A 21,915-nucleotide genomic window follows, 5' to 3' on the forward strand; every position below is an offset into this window, starting at 1 on the left:
ATAATGACTGCTAATTGGAGGTGGTAAATGAAAATTCAATTTAGCTACCGCTCGGCAATGAAAACTCTATTACTTGCGGGCATATTAGCGCTGGCAGGTTGTGTATCTATCCCTCAGTCTATTAAGGGATCAGTACCTAATCCTGCAGATAATCTTAAGTCGGTGCAAAATGCGCCGGAGATGTATATTGGTCAAGAAGCGCGTTTTGGCGGTAAAGTGTTATCTGTCTTTAATGAGCCGAAAAGAACGCGGATTGAGATAGCCGTCATGACGTTAAATAAATATGACGCTGCGCCTGAATTAAACTCCGCATCGCTTGGTCGAATCTACGCTTATATTAACGGGTTTGTTGAGCCAAACGATTTTAAAAACCGCTATGTCACTGTTGTGGGTAACATAACTGGAGAACAAGCAGGGAAAATCGGAGAGGTACCTTATCAATATGTGACAATGAATGTCACAGGCTTCCAACGTTGGAGCATTGCACAAAGCGTGATGATGCCACCGCCTGCGGGTCCATGGGGGTACGGGTATTATGGCTCCCCATATTACTATAATCATCCTTGGGGATGGGGCTATGGGTATCCAGTGGGGCCGGCTCAAGTACAGACGTATTTAACGGAAGATTAAGCAATAGTATTATTCTGCTAAAAATCCTAGTTAAGCTAGGATTTTTTTTATAAAAAAACTGAGCATGAGTGGACTATTCATCGCTTAATTCTCCAAAAATTCCTGCCAGCAGTGTATAATTACAGGTTATAAGCAGACTAAAGTTCTGGTGAATTAATCATAAGTTGATAGGGCGGTATTGACCGCCTTATTTTTATCTCGAAGGAATGAAATTTATTTAGTGATATAGCTCTCAACCTTAACATTGTCTAATTTTCAAACTGGTACAATGAGTTAATAATTTGTTAAAGGGTTGTGTAAAATAATAACTCACTAAATTCAGGAGTAACATTTTGGAAAAAATCTGGCTAAAAAACTATCCTGCTGATGTACCTGAAGAAATAAGTCCTGATGACTTCGCGTCATTAGCAGAGTTACTTGAAAACGCCGTTTCTCAATATGCGGATCAGCCAGCGTTCATTAATATGGGCGCAGTGATGACCTACCGTAAACTTGAAGAGAGAAGCCGCGCATTTGCCGCATACCTACAAAATGGATTGGGTCTTAAAAAAGGTGACCGAGTTGCTTTAATGATGCCAAACTTGTTGCAGTATCCTATTGCACTGTTTGGGATCCTACGTGCGGGTATGGTAGCGGTTAATGTTAACCCACTGTATACCCCGCGAGAGTTAGAGCATCAGTTAAATGATAGCGGGGCGACAGCGATTGTCATCGTTTCTAACTTTGCACATACATTAGAAAAAATCGTTTTTAATACCAAAGTTAAACACGTTATTTTAACCCGCTTAGGGGATCAGCTACCGCGCCCGAAAGCCACAATTGTGGATTTTGTGGTGAAATATGTAAAACGGTTGGTTCCAAAATACAATTTGCCGGATGCCATTTCGTTTCGTCGCGCTATGCATCAAGGCTATCGAATGCAATATATCAAGCCGAATATTATTGGCGAAGATTTAGCATTCTTACAATATACCGGTGGTACGACTGGGGTAGCCAAAGGTGCGATGTTAACGCATCGTAATATGCTTGCGAATATCGCCCAAGCTAAAGCTGCGTATGGTCCTGTTTTACATTTTGGTCATGAATATGTGGTAACGGCACTGCCGCTTTATCACGTCTTTGCGCTGACCGTAAACTGCTTATTGTTTATCAGTGTGGGCGGCGTGAATCTGCTTATCACCAACCCGCGAGATGTGCCAGATACGGTGAAACAATTATCCCGCTATCCCTTTACCTCGATCACGGGTGTTAACACGCTCTTTAATGCATGGTTGCAAAACCCTGAGTTTCAGAAGCTTGATTTTTCCCGTTTAAGGCTGTCTGTTGGAGGCGGAATGCCTGTCCATAAAGCGGTTGCTCAGAAGTGGCAAGCGCTGACGGGGCGGCATTTACTCGAAGGTTATGGCTTAACGGAATGTTCGCCATTAGTTTCTGGTAACCCATATAATTTAACCGCTTATAGTGGTAGTATCGGGATACCTGTTCCATCAACCGATGTGAAGTTTTTAGATGATGATGGGCATGAAGTTCCTCATGGTACTCCTGGGGAAATGTGGGTAAAAGGCCCGCAGGTGATGAAAGGATATTGGAATCGCCCTGATTCGACCAGTGAAGTGCTTATCGATGGTTGGTTAGCGACTGGCGATATCGCAGAAATAGATGACGAAGGCTATATTCGTATTGTTGATCGCAAAAAAGATATGATTATTGTCTCTGGTTTTAATGTCTATCCAAATGAAATCGAAGATGTTATTTCCATGCATCCTGATGTTATCGAATGTGCTGCAATTGGGGTGCCAAGCGAAAGTACTGGGGAAGCGGTGAAGGTTTTTGTGGTTACCAAAAATTCAGCGCTGACCGCAGCAGATCTAAAAACATTCTGCCGCCGTTCGCTAACGGCGTATAAAGTCCCGAAAATTTTTGAGTTTCGTGATGAGTTGCCGAAATCTAACGTAGGAAAAATTCTACGAAAAGAATTACGAGCCGAAGAGCAGCAAGAACGAGAAAAATCACCGTCATAGCCAACTAGCTGGTGAATTAACAAAAGCAATGTGTGTAACGCCGGTTTTTACCGGCGTTACTGTGTCAGTCAGATACACTTAACCAAATTATAATAAAGAGAAACTTGTTTTGAATTACCGTTTAGTCACAACAGATAGCGAATTAGCCCAAGTCTGCCAAGAGGCCAGTGATGCGCCGTGGTTAGCATTAGATACTGAGTTTGTTCGCACTAGAACCTATTACCCACAGCTGGGCTTATTGCAGTTGTATGATGGAAAACAGGTTTCACTGATTGATCCGCTATTAATGACGGATTTTAGCCCATTTAAGGCGCTGTTAACCAATCCAAACCAATTGAAATTTTTACATGCAGGCAGTGAAGACTTAGAAGTGTTTATGCATGATTTTGGTTGTGTGCCAGAGCCGATGATAGATACCCAAATCGTAGCGGCATTTTTGGGTTATCCCATTTCTTGCGGCTTCGCTACGTTAGTGGCGGAACATTTGGGAGTTGAGTTAGATAAAAGTGAATCTCGAACAGACTGGCTCGCGCGTCCTTTAAGTTCGAAGCAGTGTGATTATGCAATGGCGGATGTACTTTATTTACTGCCGCTGGCTAAAATTTTGATGGAAAAAGTGACGGAAGCTGGCTATTTGGCCGATGCCCAAGACGAGTGTCAGCGTGTGGTTGCTCGCCGTCAAAAAACAGTTAAGCCTGAAAAAGCCTACTTAAATATCACGAATGCATGGCAATTACGCGATGAACAACTTGCTTGCTTACAGTTGCTGGCGGCATGGCGTTTGGATCAAGCCAAAGCGCGGGATATGGCGATCAATTTCGTGATTAAAGAAGAAAATCTGTGGAAAGTCGCACGTTATTTACCGAGCTCTTTAGGTGAGTTGGATGCCCTCGGTTTATCTGGGCAAGAAATTCGCTGTCATGGTCGCCGCTTGTTAAGTATTGTCGAAGACGCGAAGAAACTGGATGCCAGCCAGTATCCGGCGCCTGTTGCTAATATTACTGAACAGAGCCAATACAAGAGCATTTTTAAAGAGATCAAAGGGGTGGTGAAAGAAATCGCCGAGAATGAAAAATTCAACCCAGAGTTATTAGCATCTCGTCGACAAATTAACCAGTTATTAGCGGTACATTGGGGGCTAAAAGAGAAATCATGTCAGCCTGAACTGCTTGCTGGTTGGCGAGGTCGGTTACTGGAAGCGCCATTAACCCAATTACTTAGCCAAGCATAATTATGATAAAGGCACAAAATAGCGATGATTTTGTGCCTTTATCCCATTTTTAAAGTACTTTTTTCTTCGGTAATTTGTTACTCATATCAATAAGTTTTATTCTCATTCTGCCAATATTCAATATTTATTATTCTTTAAATAATGAAGATTATTATTTATCGCCAATCTAAAAATAATGTTTCTTTCTAATATTAATGCCTCACTTTAATGCATTTCAATTCTGTAATTACTCTTAAAAAATAGCAAATATAAATAAAAATCGAACTTAAAATAACCCATTACAGCGATGATTAACATTTGTATGGGGAGGGTTATTTTATAGTTTATTGAAAAATAAAAAGAAAAAATCATTCTAATACAATGATTTTTAATTGAATTATAAAATCTCCATTTGTAAATAAAACTCATTCTCATAAAATCATTTCCAGTTTGTGGGCCCGCAAATACGTCCAAGATCACAGAGCAAAAAGCATCATCTCCTTTTAATTTTTTATTTTCAAAATAAGGAAATTGAATATGAATAAAAGCACTAAATTTACATTAATTGCTATGTTGGTGGGGGTTTCTACTTGTGCGAGTGCGGTAACGGAATCTGCACAAAGCCAAACGTATGAAACAGAAAGGTCGGATGTAACAATTGGGGGAACACAAGGCGCTCATGGGCCATATGGTGGTTCTATAGGTGCTCCGGGTATTGGTCATCGTGATAAAGCTAATGGGAAAAAAATATCATTCTCGAGTTTAGCGAGAATTGTGATGCTCCCTAAAGAAGGTAATGTTTATATTGTCCCTGGAACTCCACAGCATGAAGTCGATATGGGAAAATTCCAATTTTCTAAAATCGCGGATGCAGAAGTTTATTATGGGGATTGGTCACAAACTGGAACGGAAGACGATGCTAAGCATACCGCTTTCTTCTCTGGCCAAGATGCAACAACAGCGGTACCAACCGAAGGTAAAGCCACTTACACCATTGCAGGAATTAACCAATATGATGGTGAGAAAAAGCTTCCAGGTAGTTTTGAGGCGAACTTTGGGGATAAAGATTATACTGGGTCATTACAAGGAACTGCACATAGTTATGATTTTAAAGGAAAAATAATGGATGGAGGTTCGTTTTCTGGGGATGCCATTGTTAAAAATCTCGAAAACACTCAGCAGAATACAGGTTTGAGTTATGGGCGCTTCTTTGGTGAGAATGCGGAACATGTTGGTGGTGTGTTGGTATTTAATGATAATCACAAACATGATACTGCCTTTGGTGGTAGCCAAACCGAAGAGTAATTTCTTTATTTAACACTCTTTATTTAACACTCTTTGTTTAGCAATATGATTGTTATCAGGTAGGCAAAAGTGATTTTGCCTACCTGTATTTTTATGGGAAAAAAAAGGAAGACGGATGAAAAAAACAATCAGCAAGATTGAGGTATTAATTCTATTATTGTTTTCTGTAAATTCATTTTCTGAGCAAAGCTATGGCGGTCAACAATATGGGCAAAAACAATATGAACAAATAATCGGATTTTTAACTGAAATAAATAACACAAGAAATAATTCGTCAAATATAATTCCACTTAAAATAAACAAAAATGTCGACGACCTTGGTTTTATTCTTTATGATTTAGTCAATCGGCAGCAATTCCAAAAAATCGATGAAATATTGCCTGAATATCTAAATGATAAAAATCACGACAAAGGTATGGTGGATTATATTTCAGCAGAGAGGGCTTATTTTAATGGTGATTATCCATTAGCGCTAAAATTATATTTAAAAATAGTTAATGGAAACCCTAACTCAGTGTTTGCTGAAATGAAATTGGCTCATATCTATATAAAGAATAGTTATTATCGTGAAGCATTAGTTTTATACGGAAAAATAAAGAATAAATATCGAGTAGGTTTACCTGAAGAGCGAATAAAACAGATAGACAGTGAAATTACAGCATTAGAAAATCGAGCTAATTGGCAGGGAAATTTCAATGCGGATTTAAAGTATGACACAAACTATACCGAGGCTCACGGTAACAAGGAACAGCAATGTAATTCGATGTGGTGTATGCAAGGTAGCGAAATCAAATCCGGTTTGGTGTATGGCTTTTCAGGAAATGCCAATAAAGTCCTTTGGCAGAATCGAGGACATTCACTGTTGGCCAGCCTTGGTGGATACGTATGGGAATACCCACATCGCTCAGTAAAAAGGCGTTTTTCAAGTTATTCATCAGTAAGCTATCAGTATCTTTATGGGAATAAAAAGATCGCTTTTTCACCGATTGTAGATATTAATTGGCGAGGGCATTTGTTTGACCATTACAGTGTCGGCGCGAGCATTACAGGGGCATACTCCCCTAGTAATAAGCTTTATTTGCTATCCAATCTAACGTATAAAAATCAAGCTTTCTTTGGGAAACGAGTATCGCGATCAGGTTATGATATTAATTATAGTATAACGGCAATTTATTCGGTCAATCCACAATGGAGCTTATTTTCAAATTTATATGGTGGTAAAAACATTGAGCAATATAAAAGTGACAGTTATCAAGTGTCAGGGTTAACTGTGGGCTCAATCAATGTATTTAGCTCGAATAAGTTAGTCGATAAATTAACAAGTAGTAATCATAAGTTTTTTGATTTTGACAGTGCACTTAATACAAAGCGACACGATGAATCATGGGAGTTAAATAGCCAAATAACCCTATTAAGCCACACATTTTTATCATTAACACCAACACTGTATGTTAATTATAAATTCAATGATAGCAGTGCAAAAATAAGCTATTCCTATAATAAAAGCGAAGTGGGTTTAAATTTAAGTAAAACGTTTTAGTTCGTATTGAGATTTAATATGAAAGTAACAGCAGTGGTAGCAATGAAAATTGCCACAGGGTTAACGATGGGTGTCATTTCACTTTCGTCTTATGCCAGCTCAAGGGAACAGGTGGGCAATATACAAGTAAAAGACCAGACTGATACGATTAAAATACGGGATCAAAAGGGTGCTGATGACCAATATGATAAAGACGAATCAAATATCTATATCAGCAAAGAAGCGGTCGAGCGTTATAAAGGCACTAACCCCGCCGATATTTTGAATCATGGCATTGGTGTTTATAGCGGTGATGCACGTAATAGTGGGGCGTTAGACCCAAATATTCGAGGCATTCAAGGTCAAGGGCGTGTACCTGTTACGGTGGATGGTACGGAGCAAGCCATCACCGTGTGGCGTGGCTACAACGGGGCCAATAACCGAAACTATGTAGACCCCAATATGATCAGCAGTATCACCGTAGTAAAAAGCCCGATGTTAGATCGTGATATTCGTACCTCTATTGGTGGTGGCGTGGCAGTAAAAACCCTCAGCATTGATGATATTGTCCCATCAGATGAACGTTTTTCTGTCGATCTTAAACTTGAAACACGAACTAATTCAACAAAGCCTCGAATCAATCAATTACATCTTGGAAGCGATTATAGAGATAACCCTATGCTCATGGATAGTTTGCTTAATCACTATGATGACTCTCTGTCGTTAGTGAGGTTCCGAGACCCAGAGACAACGGTAGAGCCAGACCAACCAGGAAGTTCCAATTTCTTTAATTTAAAAGACAGTGCAATGCGAGTAGCACTGGGGTTACGGCAAGACAAATTTGACTTGTTATTTGCATATAGCCACCGAAACCAAGGTAACTATTTTGCGGGGCGTCATGGCGCAAACTATTTCCGAGAACCAATTATTCCTCGAGACAATAAATACTCAGAAAAAACGTTAGATCCTAATATCCCTTTTGTTGCCAATGTTTACTTGCCAACTAAAGAAGTAGGTAATACTTCCAGTAATATCGAAACTTTTCTGCAAAAAATGAATGTGCAGCTCTCTGAATCCCAGAGTGTCTCCTTCGGCTATGTGCATACCAAAAGCCATTATGGGGAAATTATGCCCTCGCAAATTCGCTTTCATGATTTGGCAGGGGAAATTCCCCAATGGCCGTTGGCAAATCTTAGTTTAGGCTCTCTCTATGTTAACTATGGATTTAAACCCAGCGACCAGCCGTTTTTTGATTTTCAGTTAAGTTATTGGCTAACAAAAATGGATTTAAATTCTAATACGGCGGGTGACTTGCCTAGGCAAGCGATGGAGTATGACTGGTATGTAAATGGTAATCGTAGAAATCCACATGTTAACGGGAAATTAGTAGATGGAATAAAACTGAGTCAACTCAATGATAGGCAAGGTATTTCCTTATCTAATAAGACCCAATTACTGCCTAGCTTTGATGTGACTTTCATTGGTAACTTTACAAATGAGAAAATTCACAGTCATGATGATATTTATGACCCTAACGCAGAAATACCTAAATACAGCTCATTTCGGGCTATCCCACGTGAAGGAAAGCGCCAAGAGTACAGTGGAGCAATTAGATTGGATTGGCGACCAACGGATTGGCTAAATGTCAATGCAGGTATTAAGTATCAAAATTATTGGTCGCGAGATTTATTAAGAGAACGCCGATTAAAAGTAAAAGATGAGTGCTTTGCTATGCATCAAATTGAGACAGCTATGAACTTTGAATACTCTCGGCCGTTAACGGAAGAGGAAGCGCGTAAAGTGAGAGAGTATGTGGATAACAAAGGACGTACTTTTGATGGTTACAATAAGACAGGGCTCTGGCCGGATAGTACCATTGGTGTTTCTAAAATTGAGTGGTTTGTCGCAGAAGCATTATCACTTCCTAAGTATTCCCTAAAAAAAGCCGAGCACTATTCTACAATCCATGAAGAGTATGAGGGATTTCGTATTACCGGATTCGACTATATCAAATGGCGGGTGGATGAAGATGGCAAACTCACTACAGAGAAAAACCCATTCTATAATGGGAAAATTGACCTATCAGAAGAAGTGATTGACCCGATTAGCCAGAAAAAAGTGAAAGCAATTATAGCCTATCGTGCTCCAAATAAAGAATGGGACTATATTTTAGTCAGTGAGAATGAAAAGTATAAAAAACCGGGTAAACGTATTAACTCAGCGTGGAGCCCATCACTGGGAGGTTCAATTTACCTTTCAGAAAATGATCGCGTTTTTGCTCGTTATGCTGAAACCGTTAGAATGCCAAGTATTTTTGAAGATACCATCGGTTTTTCTGGCGGAGGTAAAGTCACTATAGGGCATCACCCCTTTAAGCCAGAACGTAGCCATACTTTTGAAATCGGTTATGTACGTAATTTGCAAAGTTGGTTGAAAGCAGAAAATGCCGCCGATTTTAGAATCAATTACTACCATAATATTATCGATAATGCGTTTGATCGTGATGGTAATTTGGTTTTTGCGCAAATGGATCAGCACCGAACCGCCGGTTTAGAAGTGTTAGCCCGCTATGATAATGGGCGTTTCTTTGGCGATTTAGGGGTAGATTTCCGACTGAAAAATGAAGTTTGTGATGATGCTTCGATGGTTCTCTTAGACCCGTTGAACAAGTTCAAAGGGTCAATTTGTACTGAAGGTGGCTTTCCACTCGGTTATCTCCGAACCCAGTTGCAACCTAAATACAGTATCCATACTAATCTTGGTATGCGCTTCTTTAATGAAAGTTTGGAAGTTGGCGGGCGGGTGCGATATCACGCCAAAACAGAAAATAAAGATGAAGCACAGATGGCGAGCAAGTTTGGCCCTTCCTATTCACCTTTAAACAATAATCCGATGAGTTGGAATGCGGTATTTGTCACGGATGCCTATGTCACTTATCAAGTGAATAAGAACCTGTTAGTGGAATTGTTAGCCTCTAACGTATTAAACGAATATTACATTGACCCGCTGACACGTAGCATGATGCCAGCACCGGGGAGATCCCTTCGTTTAAGTGTGACCAGTCACTTCTAAGGCTCAGCCCCAGCAAAGCACATTTGCTGGGGCTGATTAGGAATATCGCCATGAATTATTTTCGAATTTATTATGGATTACCGCTTTCTGGCTTATTACACGGCACCATTATTTATTTCTGTTTTTTTGCATTCAATTCATTGTCATTCAAAATGACAGCACCGTTAATTTCGCCAGTAGTGACCGTCGCGTTAACCCAGTTTTTAGTTGAGCAACAAGTGAGCATCCCCCAAGAAAGCCAATCGGTAACTGGCGGTGAACTCAATGTTATTGAGGAGCTTGAGTACGCCAATATCAAGGTCAGAAAGCAGCGTAACCAGCAAGATAATACCTCAAATACCGTCGCTGAAAGAACACCCAAAGAAGTGAAATCTGAAAAACGTAGTTCTATAAAAAATAAGGCTAAGCCGGAAGAAAAAACCAAGAAAGAAAGCCTTCGAGATGATTTGCAAACCCAAAGAGCTAAAGAAGGAGAAAACACAGCAAATTCTTTAGCAGCAGGGCAGCAAGGTGATCTCGCTCATTTTTCTGATGGTGAAAATAGCATCAATGCCAAACAGCGCTATTTAGACCAGATCAAACGGGAAATTGATAGACATAAACAGTACCCGCGACGAGCACGCAAAATGCGTATACAAGGGGGTATTCAAGTTCAGTTTGATGTCACAGAGAAAGGTGAGTTGGTCAATGCGAAAGTGGTGGATTCAGAAAAGAGCCAATTTTTTGAACAGGCGATATTGGATGCGATTAAGCGTTGCAAGCCACTCGGTAAGCCGCCTGAAAATATGAACAGAAAAATGATATTAAAAATTAACTTCAAGTTAGACTAATACTGAAATCGCTAACAAAATCAAGCCGCTATGGCGTTATATAAATATAGCGATATAGCGGCATTGTACAATATTACTGTTCTGCTGGTTTTGCTTCTTTAACGTCTTTACCTTCTTCCGCTTCAGGAAGGGTGACGTTTAATTCGAGAACAGAAATATCATCATCTTTTTGTTCAAATTGTACGGATAACATTTCTGGGTCAACTTGAACATACTTGCAAATAACTTGCAAAATATCTCGCTTCATATCAGCAAGATAAGCTGGCTCACTATCACCGCGGCGACGTTCAGCAACGATGATCTGCAGTCGCTCTTTTGCGATATTTGCTGTCGTCTTTTTTCTCGACAGAAAGAAATCCAATAAAGCCATTATTTATCCCCCAAATAGACGCTTTAAGAAGCCTTTTTTCTCTTCTTCAATGAAACGCATAGGGCGATCTTCACCTAAAATACGTTCTACACAGTCGCTATATGCTTGTCCTGCTTCAGAGTCAGAGTCCAGAATGACAGGTTCACCTTGGTTGGATGAACGTAAAACAGACTGATCTTCTGGGATCACACCCACTAATGGAATGCACAGAATTTCTAAAACGTCTTCCATACTCAGCATATCACCACGAGTCACTCGACCTGGGTTGTAGCGAGTTAATAATAAACGCTCTTTAATTGGGTCTTGACCTTGTTCTGCGCGACGAGATTTAGAGGATAAGATCCCTAAAATACGGTCTGAGTCACGAACAGAAGAGACTTCTGGGTTAGTTGTGATAATGGCTTCATCAGCAAAATAAAGCGCCATTAATGCGCCACTTTCAATACCGGCAGGAGAGTCACAGATAATAAAGTCAAACGCCATTTCGTTGCTGAGTTCATCAAGAATTTTTTCAACACCTTCACGAGTCAGCGCGTCTTTATCACGAGTTTGTGATGCAGGAAGAATATAAAGGTTTTCAGTACGTTTATCTTTGATTAACGCCTGATTAAGAGTTGCATCACCTTGGATAACGTTAACGAAGTCATAGACTACTCGACGTTCACACCCCATGATTAGGTCAAGGTTACGCAGACCGATATCGAAATCGATAACTACGGTTTTCTTCCCTTTTTGAGCTAGGCCGGTAGCTATGGCCGCGCTTGAAGTGGTTTTACCAACGCCACCTTTACCAGAAGTAACAACAATTATGCGTGCCATGAATAATTCCTTGTAAATAAGGTCTAATTTAAGTATTCAATATTAAGTTTGTTATCAACTAAACAAAGTTTAGCTGCTTTGGCGAGAAATTCAGTAGGTATCTGATCACTCAACCAATACTCGCCTGCAATGGACACTAGCTCTGCTTGCAAATGAGTACAATAAATCTGGCTTTCCATATCACCTGAGGCACCAGCAAGGGCACGACCTCTCATAACGCCATAGATATGAATATTACCATCTGCTAATAATTCTGCACCTGCACTAACATTACTTGTGACGATGAGATCACTATTTGGCGCATAAATACGCTGACCTGAACGAACAGGAGTATTGATAATACGGGTTTTGCGATAAGCAGATTCAATTGGAGCAGGTTGTGGGGCAATATCCGATTTCGCAAAAGTAACGTCATCCGTTGATGGTTCTGGCGCTTTTTTGCTTTTACCTTCAATAAGCACTGGTAAGCCCGCTTCATTGATCTTTTGTCTTAACAGTGGATCAGTACAGCCGCTGACACCCACAATTCGAAGACCTGCAGAGACAATCGCTTTGTGGATACTGTACATATCCGCATGGTGAGTTAATTCCGCAACATTAATAACAACTGGGGCATTTTTAAGAAAATCAGGAGCCTGATTGACCTTGTCTTGCAGCGCTTTTTTGATGAGTTTAGGCTCTTCACTGTGTAAGTGAATGACTGAAAGAGTAAAACTGCTGCCTTTAAGTTCTATTGGCGATTGTGGCATCTATCTAGACTCAGCAAATTAAAATTTCCGAAACAATCCTCGGGTGAAGATACTCAGTAAAACAATAGCATGTTATAGTTACTGCATACTTCAAGCAAGCTTACGAACTAAGAAAAAGAGTTAAATATAATGATTTGTGCAATTTATAGAAGCCCGAACCGTGATCAAACTTATTTATATGTCGAAAAGAAAGATGACTTTTCACGCGTACCAGAAGAACTCCTGAAGCAATTTGGCAAACCACAGTTTTCAATGTTAATTTCATTGGATAAACGTGAAAAGCTAGCAAATGCGGACATTGAGCGAGTTCGAGCTGATCTTCAAGACGTTGGCTACTACTTGCAATTTCCACCTCCGGTTGAAAATTTACTTTCTGAATATCGCGAATTAAACGACTAAGACAATTTAGGATGATCCTTAAAAAGCCATTATCGTCAGGAGGATAAAAATGAAGCCAACGTTATTATATACCTTAGTCGCTGGTGTACTTTTAGCAAGTTGCAGTGCTCCGCAAACCCAAAAAGCTGCAACTCAAGCAAACGAAACTCGAATTCTGACAACGGCACAAGAAGCTGCGATTGAGAAAGAAGTTATCGCACTAGATAAAGCTTTTCCAATTGAACAACGTGAGCCTTCACAATTTCCTGCCTATGTGGAATTGCTGAAACAACATGCTGCGGCTCAAGGTATCAAACAGTCTACGATTGATCGTGGCTTTGCTAACATTTATTTCCTTGAACGTGTCGTAAAAGCGGATAAAGGGCAACCTGAAAAACGCGCAACAGTGACGTTAGCCAGCTATTTAAAAAATGTCTTACCACAATCTCGCATTAATGCGGGTGTTGAAAAGTACTATGAAAACCAAGCGGTATTGAACGCAATTAGCCAGAAATATGGTGTACCGCCACAGTACATTGTCTCTTTATGGGGACTCGAAAGTGGTTTTGGTCGTTCACAGGGTAAAGAAGATGTAATTTCAGCGCTTGCCACACTCTCTTTTGAAGGGCGTCGTGAAGCACTGTTTAGTAAGCAATTATTAGCAGCCTTGGAAATCATGGATAAAGGTTATATTCCTGAAGATCAGCAACTGAAAGGTTCATGGGCTGGGGCGATGGGGCAGAGCCAATTTATGCCAACGTCTTATTTATCCTATGCCGCAGATGGCGATGGTGACGGCAAAATGGACATTTGGAATAACAAAGCCGATGTCTTTGCTTCAGTTGCCAACTATTTATCCACGGAAGGATGGCAATCTGCATTACCATGGGGCTATCAAGTTTCACTACCAGCTGATTTTAACCGTAGCTTAGAAGGGGTTAAAACGGAACAAGGAAAAACCGTTCAGGAGTGGGAAAAATTAGGGGTTAAATTACCTGCATTTTCTCGACTATCGCCAGATTTAAAAACATGGGTGGTTATTCCTGATGACCCTGAAGGTCGAACGTTCTTAGTGACCCAAAACTTCCGCACGATTATGCATTGGAATCGTTCATATTATTTCGCATTAAGTGTTTGTATGATGGCGGATGGTATCGCTGCAAAAATACAATAACGATAATAGGAGTTACCGATATGTATCAACATCGCGACTGGCAAGGTGCTTTATTAGATTTCCCTGCCAATAAAGTAGTTTGTGTGGGCAGTAACTATGCCAAACATATTAAAGAAATGGGTTCAGCATTACCTGAGGAACCTGTCTTATTTATTAAACCGGAAACTGCCCTGTGTGATGTGAACCAGCCAATTGTTATTCCTAAAGAATTAGGCTCGGTTCACCATGAAGTTGAGATGGCGATTTTGATCGGTATGCCTCTTAAAAATGCGGATGAAGATAGGGTTGCTCGTGCAATTGCCGGTTATGCAGTCGCACTTGATTTAACCCTAAGGGATTTACAGGCGAAATTTAAGAAAGCAGGGCAGCCATGGGAAAAAAGCAAAGCTTTTGATGGTTCATGTCCAATTTCAGGATTTATTCCCGTTAGTGGTACCAGTGACCTGCAAAATATGTCACTGAGTTTAGAAATCAACGGCGAGATTCGTCAGTCTGGCTCGACCCGTGATATGATCACGCCTGTTTTACCGCTCATTAGCTATATGTCCCGTTTCTTTACCCTACGTCCTGGAGACGTTATCTTAACCGGCACACCGGAAGGTGTGGGGCCATTGGCTTCTGGGGATATGTTAAAGCTAACGATTAATGATAATTCACTGACCACTAGAGTCATTTAAGTATAGGATTTTGCAGTATTATGTCTCAGTTTTTCTGGCAGGTTAAAACCTTAGATGAAATGACCGATGAAGAGTGGGAATCTCTCTGTGATGGATGTGGGCAATGCTGCTTGCATAAATTAATGGATGAAGACACCGATGAGATCTATTTCACTAATGTGGCTTGCAACCAGTTAAATATTAAAACCTGTCAGTGCAGACATTATGCAGATCGTTTCAAATATGAAGCGGATTGCATAAAACTGACTCGGGATAATCTGGAAACATTCGCTTGGTTACCAAGTACCTGTGCATACCGTTTGTTAATGGAAGGAAAGCCGCTTCCTGCATGGCATCCATTGAAAACTGGTTCAAAAGCTGCAATGCATAATGAAGGTATTTCAGTTCGCCATATCGCAGTACGAGAAATTGATGTGGTAGAGTGGGAAGATCATATTATGAACCGACCAAACGACAGATAATGCATCACTAATCGACTCTTCTAAAAACCCGCTTCATTTACACTGAGCGGGTTTTTTATCCTTACGCCCTCATTAGATCCAACGCCATCAATTCGATTAAAAATGACAAATCGAACAAAAAACAACCACTCTTAATCACCTGTCAAGATTTTTTATTACAAAGAAGATATTTGTACTTTGTGGAACCTATTGAAATAGATTACTTATAAATGAGAACAAACTTGGTTTATATTTAGTAATGTTCAAATGTTAAATATTCTTTAATAAAAAGTAGAGTGATATTTAAATAATATTCAGTCAGCCTAATTCACACACATGGTGATTTTAAGTGATATTTCATAGCATATTGAAATAATATACTTTTTCTGTCTTATTTCACTCAAATATCATATTGTCATTCAAGAGCTAATTTAATGAGTCAATGTTATCTAAATAGAACTATTATTAACGTTATTGTCACGTTAGTTCACTGAAAAGATGGGTAGAATAGGTAGTGTTAAAATCGATTAGCACTTAGCTTTAAATGCTTTTTTGTTCAAAATGAAGACATAAGACAAATCAAAAACTCACAAAATGCGTTTTTAGGAATATTCCTAATATGCATTTTTTAGGCAATTTTTATAAATTTGGTCGAACTGTTATTATTGGCAAATAACCTTATATATCACTGAATTACGCAAATTCGCCAAATTTTGATACAGATCAAGTTTTTGGTTAAAAAGTACCACTTATTTAGTATTGTTAGATCAGAAATGATTATTTCCGCTTACATAGCCTCACACCCTGATACTCTTAATAAGATTAAATTGTCAAAGTCTTATTATATGACAGGAGCATTATCTTGCGGTATTTATGATTTTTTATCATAAATATTCTCCCCGCTTCTTTACTGTGTTTTTTCTATTCCCTCTACGATAGTGGTAGTCACTAAAAAATTGTTGTTATATAACTTTTTACTTTGCCCTAATGCGCAATAAAGTTATAGATAATTCTTTTACTCTCAATGAGAGTTAATTTGTGGGTTGGAATAATAATTCGATATTTAATTTTATTTATTGGCAAATGTTTCAATATGAACATGGGTTATTTTAATAAGAAAAATTTATCAATTACGTATTTTTAACACGTATAGCGTGACTCTATTTTGTAATCAAAAGACTAGAAAAAGTGTCTAAATGTAAATAAAAATACAAAATTTAACTTATATCTCAAATTTAAAATATTCACAAAAATCTTTTATATCTTATAAAATCGAAATTAAATTTTATAAATTTAAATATTTATTTTTGAATATGCTTATTCAGCCTCTAAATATGACTTATTAAGTGTAATTAATATATTGACCATTTCGATTAATAGATCATTTGCAATAGTCTATGCCTATCAAAATGTTAATAAGCTAAGGTAAAAACGATTTAATGACACATAAGTTTTTATGTATTCTTTGCTTCGAATTAGATGGTCATACAAGTTGTTGGTCAAAAACAGAATGCACTGAGCTACTTTTGATTTGTGCATTACAGGGATCTGTTAGAAGCTTTAAATATGCTGACTTCTGGCTGTATTTTAATACGGTCGAGCTCTGTTTTTGCTGTTACCCAAGACTGAATAAAAGACCTCTTAATAATTTGTATAAGCAATAAATAAAAAACTCATCTTAGGAATTGAAAATGAAAAAAGTTTTACTGACTGCTATCGCAGCAACAGTTCTTGGTTTCACAACAGCAAATGCAGCAACTTCAGTTGGCGGTGGCCAAGTTAACTTTAACGGTAAAGTTATGGATGTTTCTTGTAACGTTTCTGTTGATGGTCAAGGCAGCGATGCAACTGTGTATTTAGCACCTGTTTCTTTACAAGAAGTTAAAAACGGTGGCGCTAATACTATTCTAAAACCAAAAACTTTCGCTATCGAAATCAGTGATTGTGCACAAAGCGGCAAACCTGTTACTGATACTGCAGCCTTAGGCGTGCGTTGGACTGGTGGTAACTTAGCTGCTAATACTAACGGTAGCTTAGCTAACACTGTTGTTAATGGCGCTAAAAACATCCAATTAGCACTGTCTACTGACGGCGAAAAAACCACTAAAATTTTCCCAGGTCAAGCAAGCCAACCAAAAGCAGTTGGTGAGAAAAACGGTAGCAATACCCGTTTCACTTACTATGTTGGTTACTCAACAGCAACTCCTGACACTGTAAGCGCGGGTGAAATCCAAAGCTACGCGACTTACGAAATTACTTATAACTAATTTTTCAGTCAGTTTTTATCGACATTTTCGATAAAAGCATGAGTTAGTAAGCGGTGGGCTAACTGCCGCTTTTTGCTTTGAGGCCTACATGAAAGCCATTCTATTTAGCCTTTGCTTACTGTCGAGTATGACAGCATTTGCAAATAACATCATCGTTAACGGTACTCGTTTTGTTTATCCTAGCGATGAGAAAGAAATCACTATCCAATTAAATAATACGGCTGACCGCCCGGCTATGGCCCAGGCATGGCTTGATACAGGTGATGCATCTGAAACACCTGATACGATTAAAACGCCATTTCAACTCACGCCACCGATTTCCCGAATTGAAGCAAAAGGTGGACAAACTATCCGCATTAAGCTGATGGATAAATCCGCCTTACCACAAGACAGAGAATCCTTATGGTGGCTGAATTTGTTAGACATTCCACCAATGGTCAAAAATAAAGCAGAAGAAAATCAAAATGTGCTGCAATTGGCTATCCGTTCTCGTTTTAAATTTTTCTATCGCCCATCAGGCCTAGGTAGCCGAGAGCTTGCTCCTGAGCAACTCGTTGTTAAAGCAGATGGCAGCAAACTTAATATCGGCAACCCGTCGCCATACTTTATTACTATTACAAAAATTTCTACTGATGGTTCTAACGGATTGAATAATGAAACAATTTTTTTAGAGCCTAAAAGCCAGTCGACAGTGACACTCAAGCGAGCACTGACGTCAGGAACTAAAATTATTATTAACAATATCAACGATTACGGCTCAGATGTAGCGGTAAAAACTACCGTTAAATAGGATTTAGAATGAAGCAGAGAGAGTTAAAAAATAAATATACAAACTTACTCTCAGTGACAGGTTTAGTCACAGTCTGTGCTTTACCGTCGTTTTATGCTTGGAGTGAAGAAGATACCACGTATGAATTTAACAGTGGTTTCATTATAGGTAGCCAAGAAAACGTTGATTTTGACAGATTTAATACAACAGGGATTGGCCCAGGAAAATATTCCGTTGATGTATATACCAATGGGAGTTGGAAAGGGCGATACGACCTTGATTTCGTCGCAAAAGAAAATGGACAGTTAGGAACCTGCTATACCCCAGCCCTGTTATCTGACTTGGGTATTAATGTCGAAAAGTTTGCCCCGACGGCGAAACCCGATAGCAAAGAGTGTCTCTTTTTAACTCAGTGGAATAGTGATCCTGATGTTAGTGACACATTTCACTCATCAACATTACGAGTTGATATTTCTGTTCCTCAAATTTATGAGCAGAAATCATCTCGTGGCTATGTCTCTGAACAATTTTGGGAAACTGGAGTCCCTGCGTTGAATCTGGGGTATATGAGTAACTATTATGATAGTCGCTCAAACGGTAACAATAATGCGAGTGCTTATCTCGGATTAAATGCAGGATTAAGCTATGACGGTTGGTTATTAAAGCATATTGGAAATTTAAATTGGCAACGTAAAGAGGGTGCTAATTGGCATAGTAACCAAACCTATTTACAACGTCCTATTGTTGGATTGAAATCTAAAGCAACCGCAGGTCAGTTTTATACTGACGGGGATATGTTCGACAGTATCAGTTTATTAGGGGCTAAAATTGCCACTGACGATACAATGTATCCTGATAGCATGAGTTCTTTTGTACCTGAAATTCGAGGTGTTGCACAAAGTAATGCCCTTGTTACCGTCAAACAAAATGACGTCGTTATTTATCAAACCTCGGTTTCCCCCGGGCCATTTAACCTCAATGATGTGTACCCATCTGGTTATGGTAATGACCTTGTTGTGACTATCAAAGAGGCAGATGGAAGTGAATCTTCTTTTAGTGTGCCTTACACGTCTATGGCACAGTTACTACGTCCCGGTTATACCCGTTATCAACTGTCAGGTGGTAAATCAGATGCTAAAGGCATCAGTAACCAACCGTTCATTATGCAAGGTACTTTGCAGCACGGTTTAAATAACACGTTCACACTGTATGGTGGAATCACTGCATTTGATGACTATCAGGCTTATTTGCTAGGTGCGGGTGTGAATACGGTTATTGGTGCGGTTGCCGTCGATGTTACCCAATCAAGAACGGTATTCAATCAAAAAACGGATATGGGGCAGAGTTATCGATTTACTTTCAATAAGTTATTTTCTGATACTGACACAAACCTTGTATTAGCGGCATACCGTTATTCAACAGAAGATTATTACAGTCTTTCTAATGCGATTTACACGATTGATGCGGATAAGAAAGGAATAGATAGTTCATTAGGGCGTGAGAAAAACGGTTTTAGCTACACAATTAACCAAAATTTACCGTACGACTTAGGTAGTTTCTATTTCACTGGACGTATTTCAAGTTATTGGAACCGTAGCGGTATCGAAAAACAGTACCAATTAAATTACAACAACCAATTTGAACGCTTTTCGTATGGCATCTCATTTATGCGAGTCTATTCAGATAATACGCAAAGAACGCAAGATGACCGTGTGAGTTTAAATGTGAACTTCCCTCTCTATTTCGGGGATCGCAATTACGCTGCCATTACCTCAAACACCATCTTTAATAATGATAAATTTGGTTCTTCACAAGTGGGAGTTAATGGGTCAATTGATACAGATAATAATTGGACTTATGGTTTAAATACGTCGTTTGAAGAACATGGTAATAGTAATTTTGCACTGAATACGGGATATCAAACTTCGGTTGTGAATACGAATGCTAACTACAGCCAAGGTAATGGTTATCGTCAATATGGTGCTTCTGCTAATGGATCAATGGTGGTGCATGAGGGTGGAGTCACATTCTCGCCGAATACCTCTTCAACGATTGCATTAATAGAAGCGAAGGGGGCCGAAGGGGCTTCTGTCATGGGGTCACAGAACACCAAAATTGATAGCCATGGGTATGCGTTAGCGCCTTATGTTCGCCCTTATCGTATTAATAATGTCGACATTGACCCGAAAGGTAGCCCTGAAGATATCGTGTTTAACAGTACCACAGCGCAAGTTGTACCGTATGAAGGTAGCGTTGTAAAAGTTGTTTTTGATACGAAAGTTGAGAAAAACGCAGTGTATAGCGTCGTTCGACCGAACAGTAAAGCGCTGCCATTCGGTGCCAATGTGTTGGATCCTCAAGGGAATTACATTGGTGTTGTAGGGCAAGGTGGGACAGTCTTTATCAGTAATAATGAATCTAAACTTGCGACAGTGAAGTGGGAAGGCGGAGAGTGTTCGTTCCCATTAACGACGGAAAATAGTCAGGAGAGTCTATGTCAATGATCAAAAAATGGCGCTGGCTAATTGGTGCTGGTGTTCTCCTTGCTACTCAGTATGCATTAGCTTTCGGGTATGCAGATGTTTGTTATCGCAAGAATGTAAGACCCATAGATCTCAATATGACCTTAGGCAATGTTGTTGTTGATCCAAACCTTCCTGTTGGAGGGGTTATTATGAGAAAACAATGGCCTATGCGTACTAATGGCTATCAATCGTATTTAACATGTTATGGAACGAATACGCTTCAAGCTGAAGTGGTGATGGGTGGTCTGCGTCATTTAGGTGATGGCGTTTATCAATCCAGTATTCCAGGAATAGGTATGAAATTTGAACGAGGTGGAAACCAAGTCAATATTCTCTATCCCGGTACTCATACGATTTATGGCGGACGAAATGGCGTAAGCGTATACCTTGAAAACTCAACGTTCACATTAACGTTGATAAAAACCGCAAGAAAAACAGGTTCTGGCACAATTGCCAATGGGCAGTACACCGAATATGGTTATAAACATAATACGGATCCATTAATTCGAACGTATCTACAAGGAAATGCGATCACGATTGTATCGCCATCTTGCTTAATCAATGGTGGACGAGAACAGAATGTGACACTCGCGCCGATAAAGCGTAATCAATTGACCGCTTATCAAGCGCCTGTAGGAGATATTGATTTTGATATTACCATGGAGTGTAATGGTGGAATTACCTCTTCAGGATTAACTACATTTAATATTGATTTTCGTGGAAATGTGTCGGCGAGTGATGTTAATGGCGTACTAAGAAATGAAGAAGCTGGAACTAATGGTGCAAAGGGTGTTGGTATTCAAGTAATAGAAAGAAGTAGTAAAGCACCATTAAGTTTTACTCGTAGTTATAAAGTCGGTACGGTAGTGAATAATCAGGATGACTTATTGATTTTTCCTTTAACCGCTCGATATTTTCCTTATGAGAGAGCCATTTCGGCAGGTGATGTTCGGTCACACTTAGTTTTCAATGTCACTTACGATTAAAAATCATATTCAACTTCAATAGGAAATCGCATATTTTTAATAAAACATATGCGATTTTTTTGTTTTTAAATTAATGCTGGTCAGTGGTGTGAGGTCGGATGTTTTATTATATATATAATATGCAGCTTTAATTTTTTAAAAGAAATAAAAAAATACCCAGAAAGCTAATTTTAA

At 39.3% G+C, this 21,915-nt stretch carries 18 protein-coding genes; 15 read left to right on the top strand and 3 right to left on the bottom strand.

The window, feature by feature from the left end:
• The first annotated feature begins 27 nt into the window (after positions 1–27).
• The 7 genes from GKR61_RS03750 to GKR61_RS03780 all read left to right on the top strand — a co-directional run bounded on the left by GKR61_RS03750 (position 28) and on the right by GKR61_RS03780 (position 10,587).
• The gene (locus GKR61_RS03750) at positions 28–630 is read left to right on the top strand and encodes a Slp family lipoprotein (protein ID WP_036948218.1); all 603 of its coding nucleotides are present in this window, start codon (positions 28–30) and stop codon (positions 628–630) included.
• A 332-nt stretch (positions 631–962) separates the two neighbouring features.
• Entirely contained in the window at positions 963–2,651 is a 1,689-nt protein-coding gene (gene fadD, locus GKR61_RS03755; RefSeq protein WP_154599305.1) for a long-chain-fatty-acid--CoA ligase FadD, read from the top strand.
• A 109-nt stretch (positions 2,652–2,760) separates the two neighbouring features.
• Positions 2,761–3,882: a ribonuclease D gene (gene rnd, locus GKR61_RS03760; RefSeq protein WP_036948213.1), complete on the top strand. Its 1,122-nt coding sequence runs from the start codon at positions 2,761–2,763 to the stop codon at positions 3,880–3,882.
• Between the two features lie 516 nt (positions 3,883–4,398).
• Positions 4,399–5,166 carry a Slam-dependent surface lipoprotein gene (locus tag GKR61_RS03765; RefSeq protein WP_154599304.1) on the top strand — a complete coding sequence of 256 codons (768 nt, stop codon included), beginning with the start codon at positions 4,399–4,401 and terminating at the stop codon, positions 5,164–5,166.
• A 115-nt stretch (positions 5,167–5,281) separates the two neighbouring features.
• Positions 5,282–6,706 carry a surface lipoprotein assembly modifier gene (locus GKR61_RS03770; protein WP_154639555.1) on the top strand — a complete coding sequence of 475 codons (1,425 nt, stop codon included), beginning with the start codon at positions 5,282–5,284 and terminating at the stop codon, positions 6,704–6,706.
• 18 nt (positions 6,707–6,724) lie between these two features.
• A complete protein-coding gene (locus tag GKR61_RS03775) occupies positions 6,725–9,757 on the top strand; it encodes a TonB-dependent receptor domain-containing protein (RefSeq protein ID WP_154639556.1) in 3,033 nt (1,010 codons plus the stop codon).
• Between the two features lie 50 nt (positions 9,758–9,807).
• Positions 9,808–10,587: an energy transducer TonB gene (locus GKR61_RS03780; protein WP_154599301.1), complete on the top strand. Its 780-nt coding sequence runs from the start codon at positions 9,808–9,810 to the stop codon at positions 10,585–10,587.
• 73 nt (positions 10,588–10,660) lie between these two features.
• Here the strand turns inward: GKR61_RS03780 and minE are convergent, their stop codons facing one another.
• From minE to minC, 3 genes are read right to left on the bottom strand one after another with little or no spacing between them, the layout of a single operon-like run.
• The gene (gene minE, locus GKR61_RS03785; protein ID WP_036948203.1) at positions 10,661–10,957 is read right to left on the bottom strand and encodes a cell division topological specificity factor MinE; all 297 of its coding nucleotides are present in this window, start codon (positions 10,955–10,957) and stop codon (positions 10,661–10,663) included.
• Positions 10,958–10,960: 3 nt separating this feature from the next.
• On the bottom strand, positions 10,961–11,776 hold the full coding sequence (minD, locus tag GKR61_RS03790) for a septum site-determining protein MinD (protein WP_036948201.1): 816 nt from the start codon (positions 11,774–11,776) through the stop codon (positions 10,961–10,963).
• A 23-nt stretch (positions 11,777–11,799) separates the two neighbouring features.
• Entirely contained in the window at positions 11,800–12,525 is a 726-nt protein-coding gene (gene minC / locus GKR61_RS03795) for a septum site-determining protein MinC (protein WP_036948199.1), read from the bottom strand.
• Between the two features lie 129 nt (positions 12,526–12,654).
• On the opposite strand from minC, the gene GKR61_RS03800 reads away from it, so the two are divergent.
• The 8 genes from GKR61_RS03800 to GKR61_RS03835 all read left to right on the top strand — a co-directional run bounded on the left by GKR61_RS03800 (position 12,655) and on the right by GKR61_RS03835 (position 21,741).
• A complete protein-coding gene (locus GKR61_RS03800; RefSeq protein ID WP_036948197.1) occupies positions 12,655–12,924 on the top strand; it encodes a YcgL domain-containing protein in 270 nt (89 codons plus the stop codon).
• A 49-nt stretch (positions 12,925–12,973) separates the two neighbouring features.
• The gene (locus tag GKR61_RS03805; protein ID WP_036948195.1) at positions 12,974–14,077 is read left to right on the top strand and encodes a lytic murein transglycosylase; all 1,104 of its coding nucleotides are present in this window, start codon (positions 12,974–12,976) and stop codon (positions 14,075–14,077) included.
• Between the two features lie 20 nt (positions 14,078–14,097).
• On the top strand, positions 14,098–14,754 hold the full coding sequence (locus GKR61_RS03810) for a fumarylacetoacetate hydrolase family protein (protein ID WP_036948193.1): 657 nt from the start codon (positions 14,098–14,100) through the stop codon (positions 14,752–14,754).
• Between the two features lie 17 nt (positions 14,755–14,771).
• On the top strand, positions 14,772–15,215 hold the full coding sequence (locus GKR61_RS03815; RefSeq protein ID WP_196231028.1) for a YcgN family cysteine cluster protein: 444 nt from the start codon (positions 14,772–14,774) through the stop codon (positions 15,213–15,215).
• Positions 15,216–16,885: 1,670 nt separating this feature from the next.
• Complete coding sequence (locus GKR61_RS03820; RefSeq protein WP_036948189.1) at positions 16,886–17,461, top strand: fimbrial protein; 576 nt, start codon at positions 16,886–16,888, stop codon at positions 17,459–17,461.
• A gap of 88 nt (positions 17,462–17,549) precedes the next feature.
• The gene (locus GKR61_RS03825; RefSeq protein ID WP_036948187.1) at positions 17,550–18,251 is read left to right on the top strand and encodes a fimbrial biogenesis chaperone; all 702 of its coding nucleotides are present in this window, start codon (positions 17,550–17,552) and stop codon (positions 18,249–18,251) included.
• An 8-nt stretch (positions 18,252–18,259) separates the two neighbouring features.
• On the top strand, positions 18,260–20,734 hold the full coding sequence (locus GKR61_RS03830; protein WP_154599300.1) for a fimbria/pilus outer membrane usher protein: 2,475 nt from the start codon (positions 18,260–18,262) through the stop codon (positions 20,732–20,734).
• A complete protein-coding gene (locus GKR61_RS03835) occupies positions 20,725–21,741 on the top strand; it encodes a fimbrial protein (RefSeq protein WP_154599299.1) in 1,017 nt (338 codons plus the stop codon). Before GKR61_RS03830 ends, GKR61_RS03835 begins: the two co-directional genes overlap by 10 nt.
• The last annotated feature ends 174 nt before the right edge of the window (positions 21,742–21,915 follow it).

The organism is Providencia sp. wls1916 (assembly GCF_009706585.1).
Classification (GTDB): domain Bacteria; phylum Pseudomonadota; class Gammaproteobacteria; order Enterobacterales; family Enterobacteriaceae; genus Providencia; species Providencia lanzhouensis.

Coding starts and splice junctions, on each gene's coding strand:
- GKR61_RS03750 (WP_036948218.1), top strand. CDS start 28: ATGAAAATTCAATTTAGCTACCGCTCGGCAATGAAAACTCTATTACTT.
- GKR61_RS03765 (WP_154599304.1), top strand. CDS start 4,399: ATGAATAAAAGCACTAAATTTACATTAATTGCTATGTTGGTGGGGGTT.
- GKR61_RS03770 (WP_154639555.1), top strand. CDS start 5,282: ATGAAAAAAACAATCAGCAAGATTGAGGTATTAATTCTATTATTGTTT.
- GKR61_RS03775 (WP_154639556.1), top strand. CDS start 6,725: ATGAAAGTAACAGCAGTGGTAGCAATGAAAATTGCCACAGGGTTAACG.
- GKR61_RS03780 (WP_154599301.1), top strand. CDS start 9,808: ATGAATTATTTTCGAATTTATTATGGATTACCGCTTTCTGGCTTATTA.
- minE (WP_036948203.1), bottom strand. CDS start 10,957: ATGGCTTTATTGGATTTCTTTCTGTCGAGAAAAAAGACGACAGCAAAT.
- minD (WP_036948201.1), bottom strand. CDS start 11,776: ATGGCACGCATAATTGTTGTTACTTCTGGTAAAGGTGGCGTTGGTAAA.
- minC (WP_036948199.1), bottom strand. CDS start 12,525: ATGCCACAATCGCCAATAGAACTTAAAGGCAGCAGTTTTACTCTTTCA.
- GKR61_RS03800 (WP_036948197.1), top strand. CDS start 12,655: ATGATTTGTGCAATTTATAGAAGCCCGAACCGTGATCAAACTTATTTA.
- GKR61_RS03805 (WP_036948195.1), top strand. CDS start 12,974: ATGAAGCCAACGTTATTATATACCTTAGTCGCTGGTGTACTTTTAGCA.
- GKR61_RS03810 (WP_036948193.1), top strand. CDS start 14,098: ATGTATCAACATCGCGACTGGCAAGGTGCTTTATTAGATTTCCCTGCC.
- GKR61_RS03820 (WP_036948189.1), top strand. CDS start 16,886: ATGAAAAAAGTTTTACTGACTGCTATCGCAGCAACAGTTCTTGGTTTC.
- GKR61_RS03825 (WP_036948187.1), top strand. CDS start 17,550: ATGAAAGCCATTCTATTTAGCCTTTGCTTACTGTCGAGTATGACAGCA.
- GKR61_RS03830 (WP_154599300.1), top strand. CDS start 18,260: ATGAAGCAGAGAGAGTTAAAAAATAAATATACAAACTTACTCTCAGTG.
- GKR61_RS03835 (WP_154599299.1), top strand. CDS start 20,725: ATGTCAATGATCAAAAAATGGCGCTGGCTAATTGGTGCTGGTGTTCTC.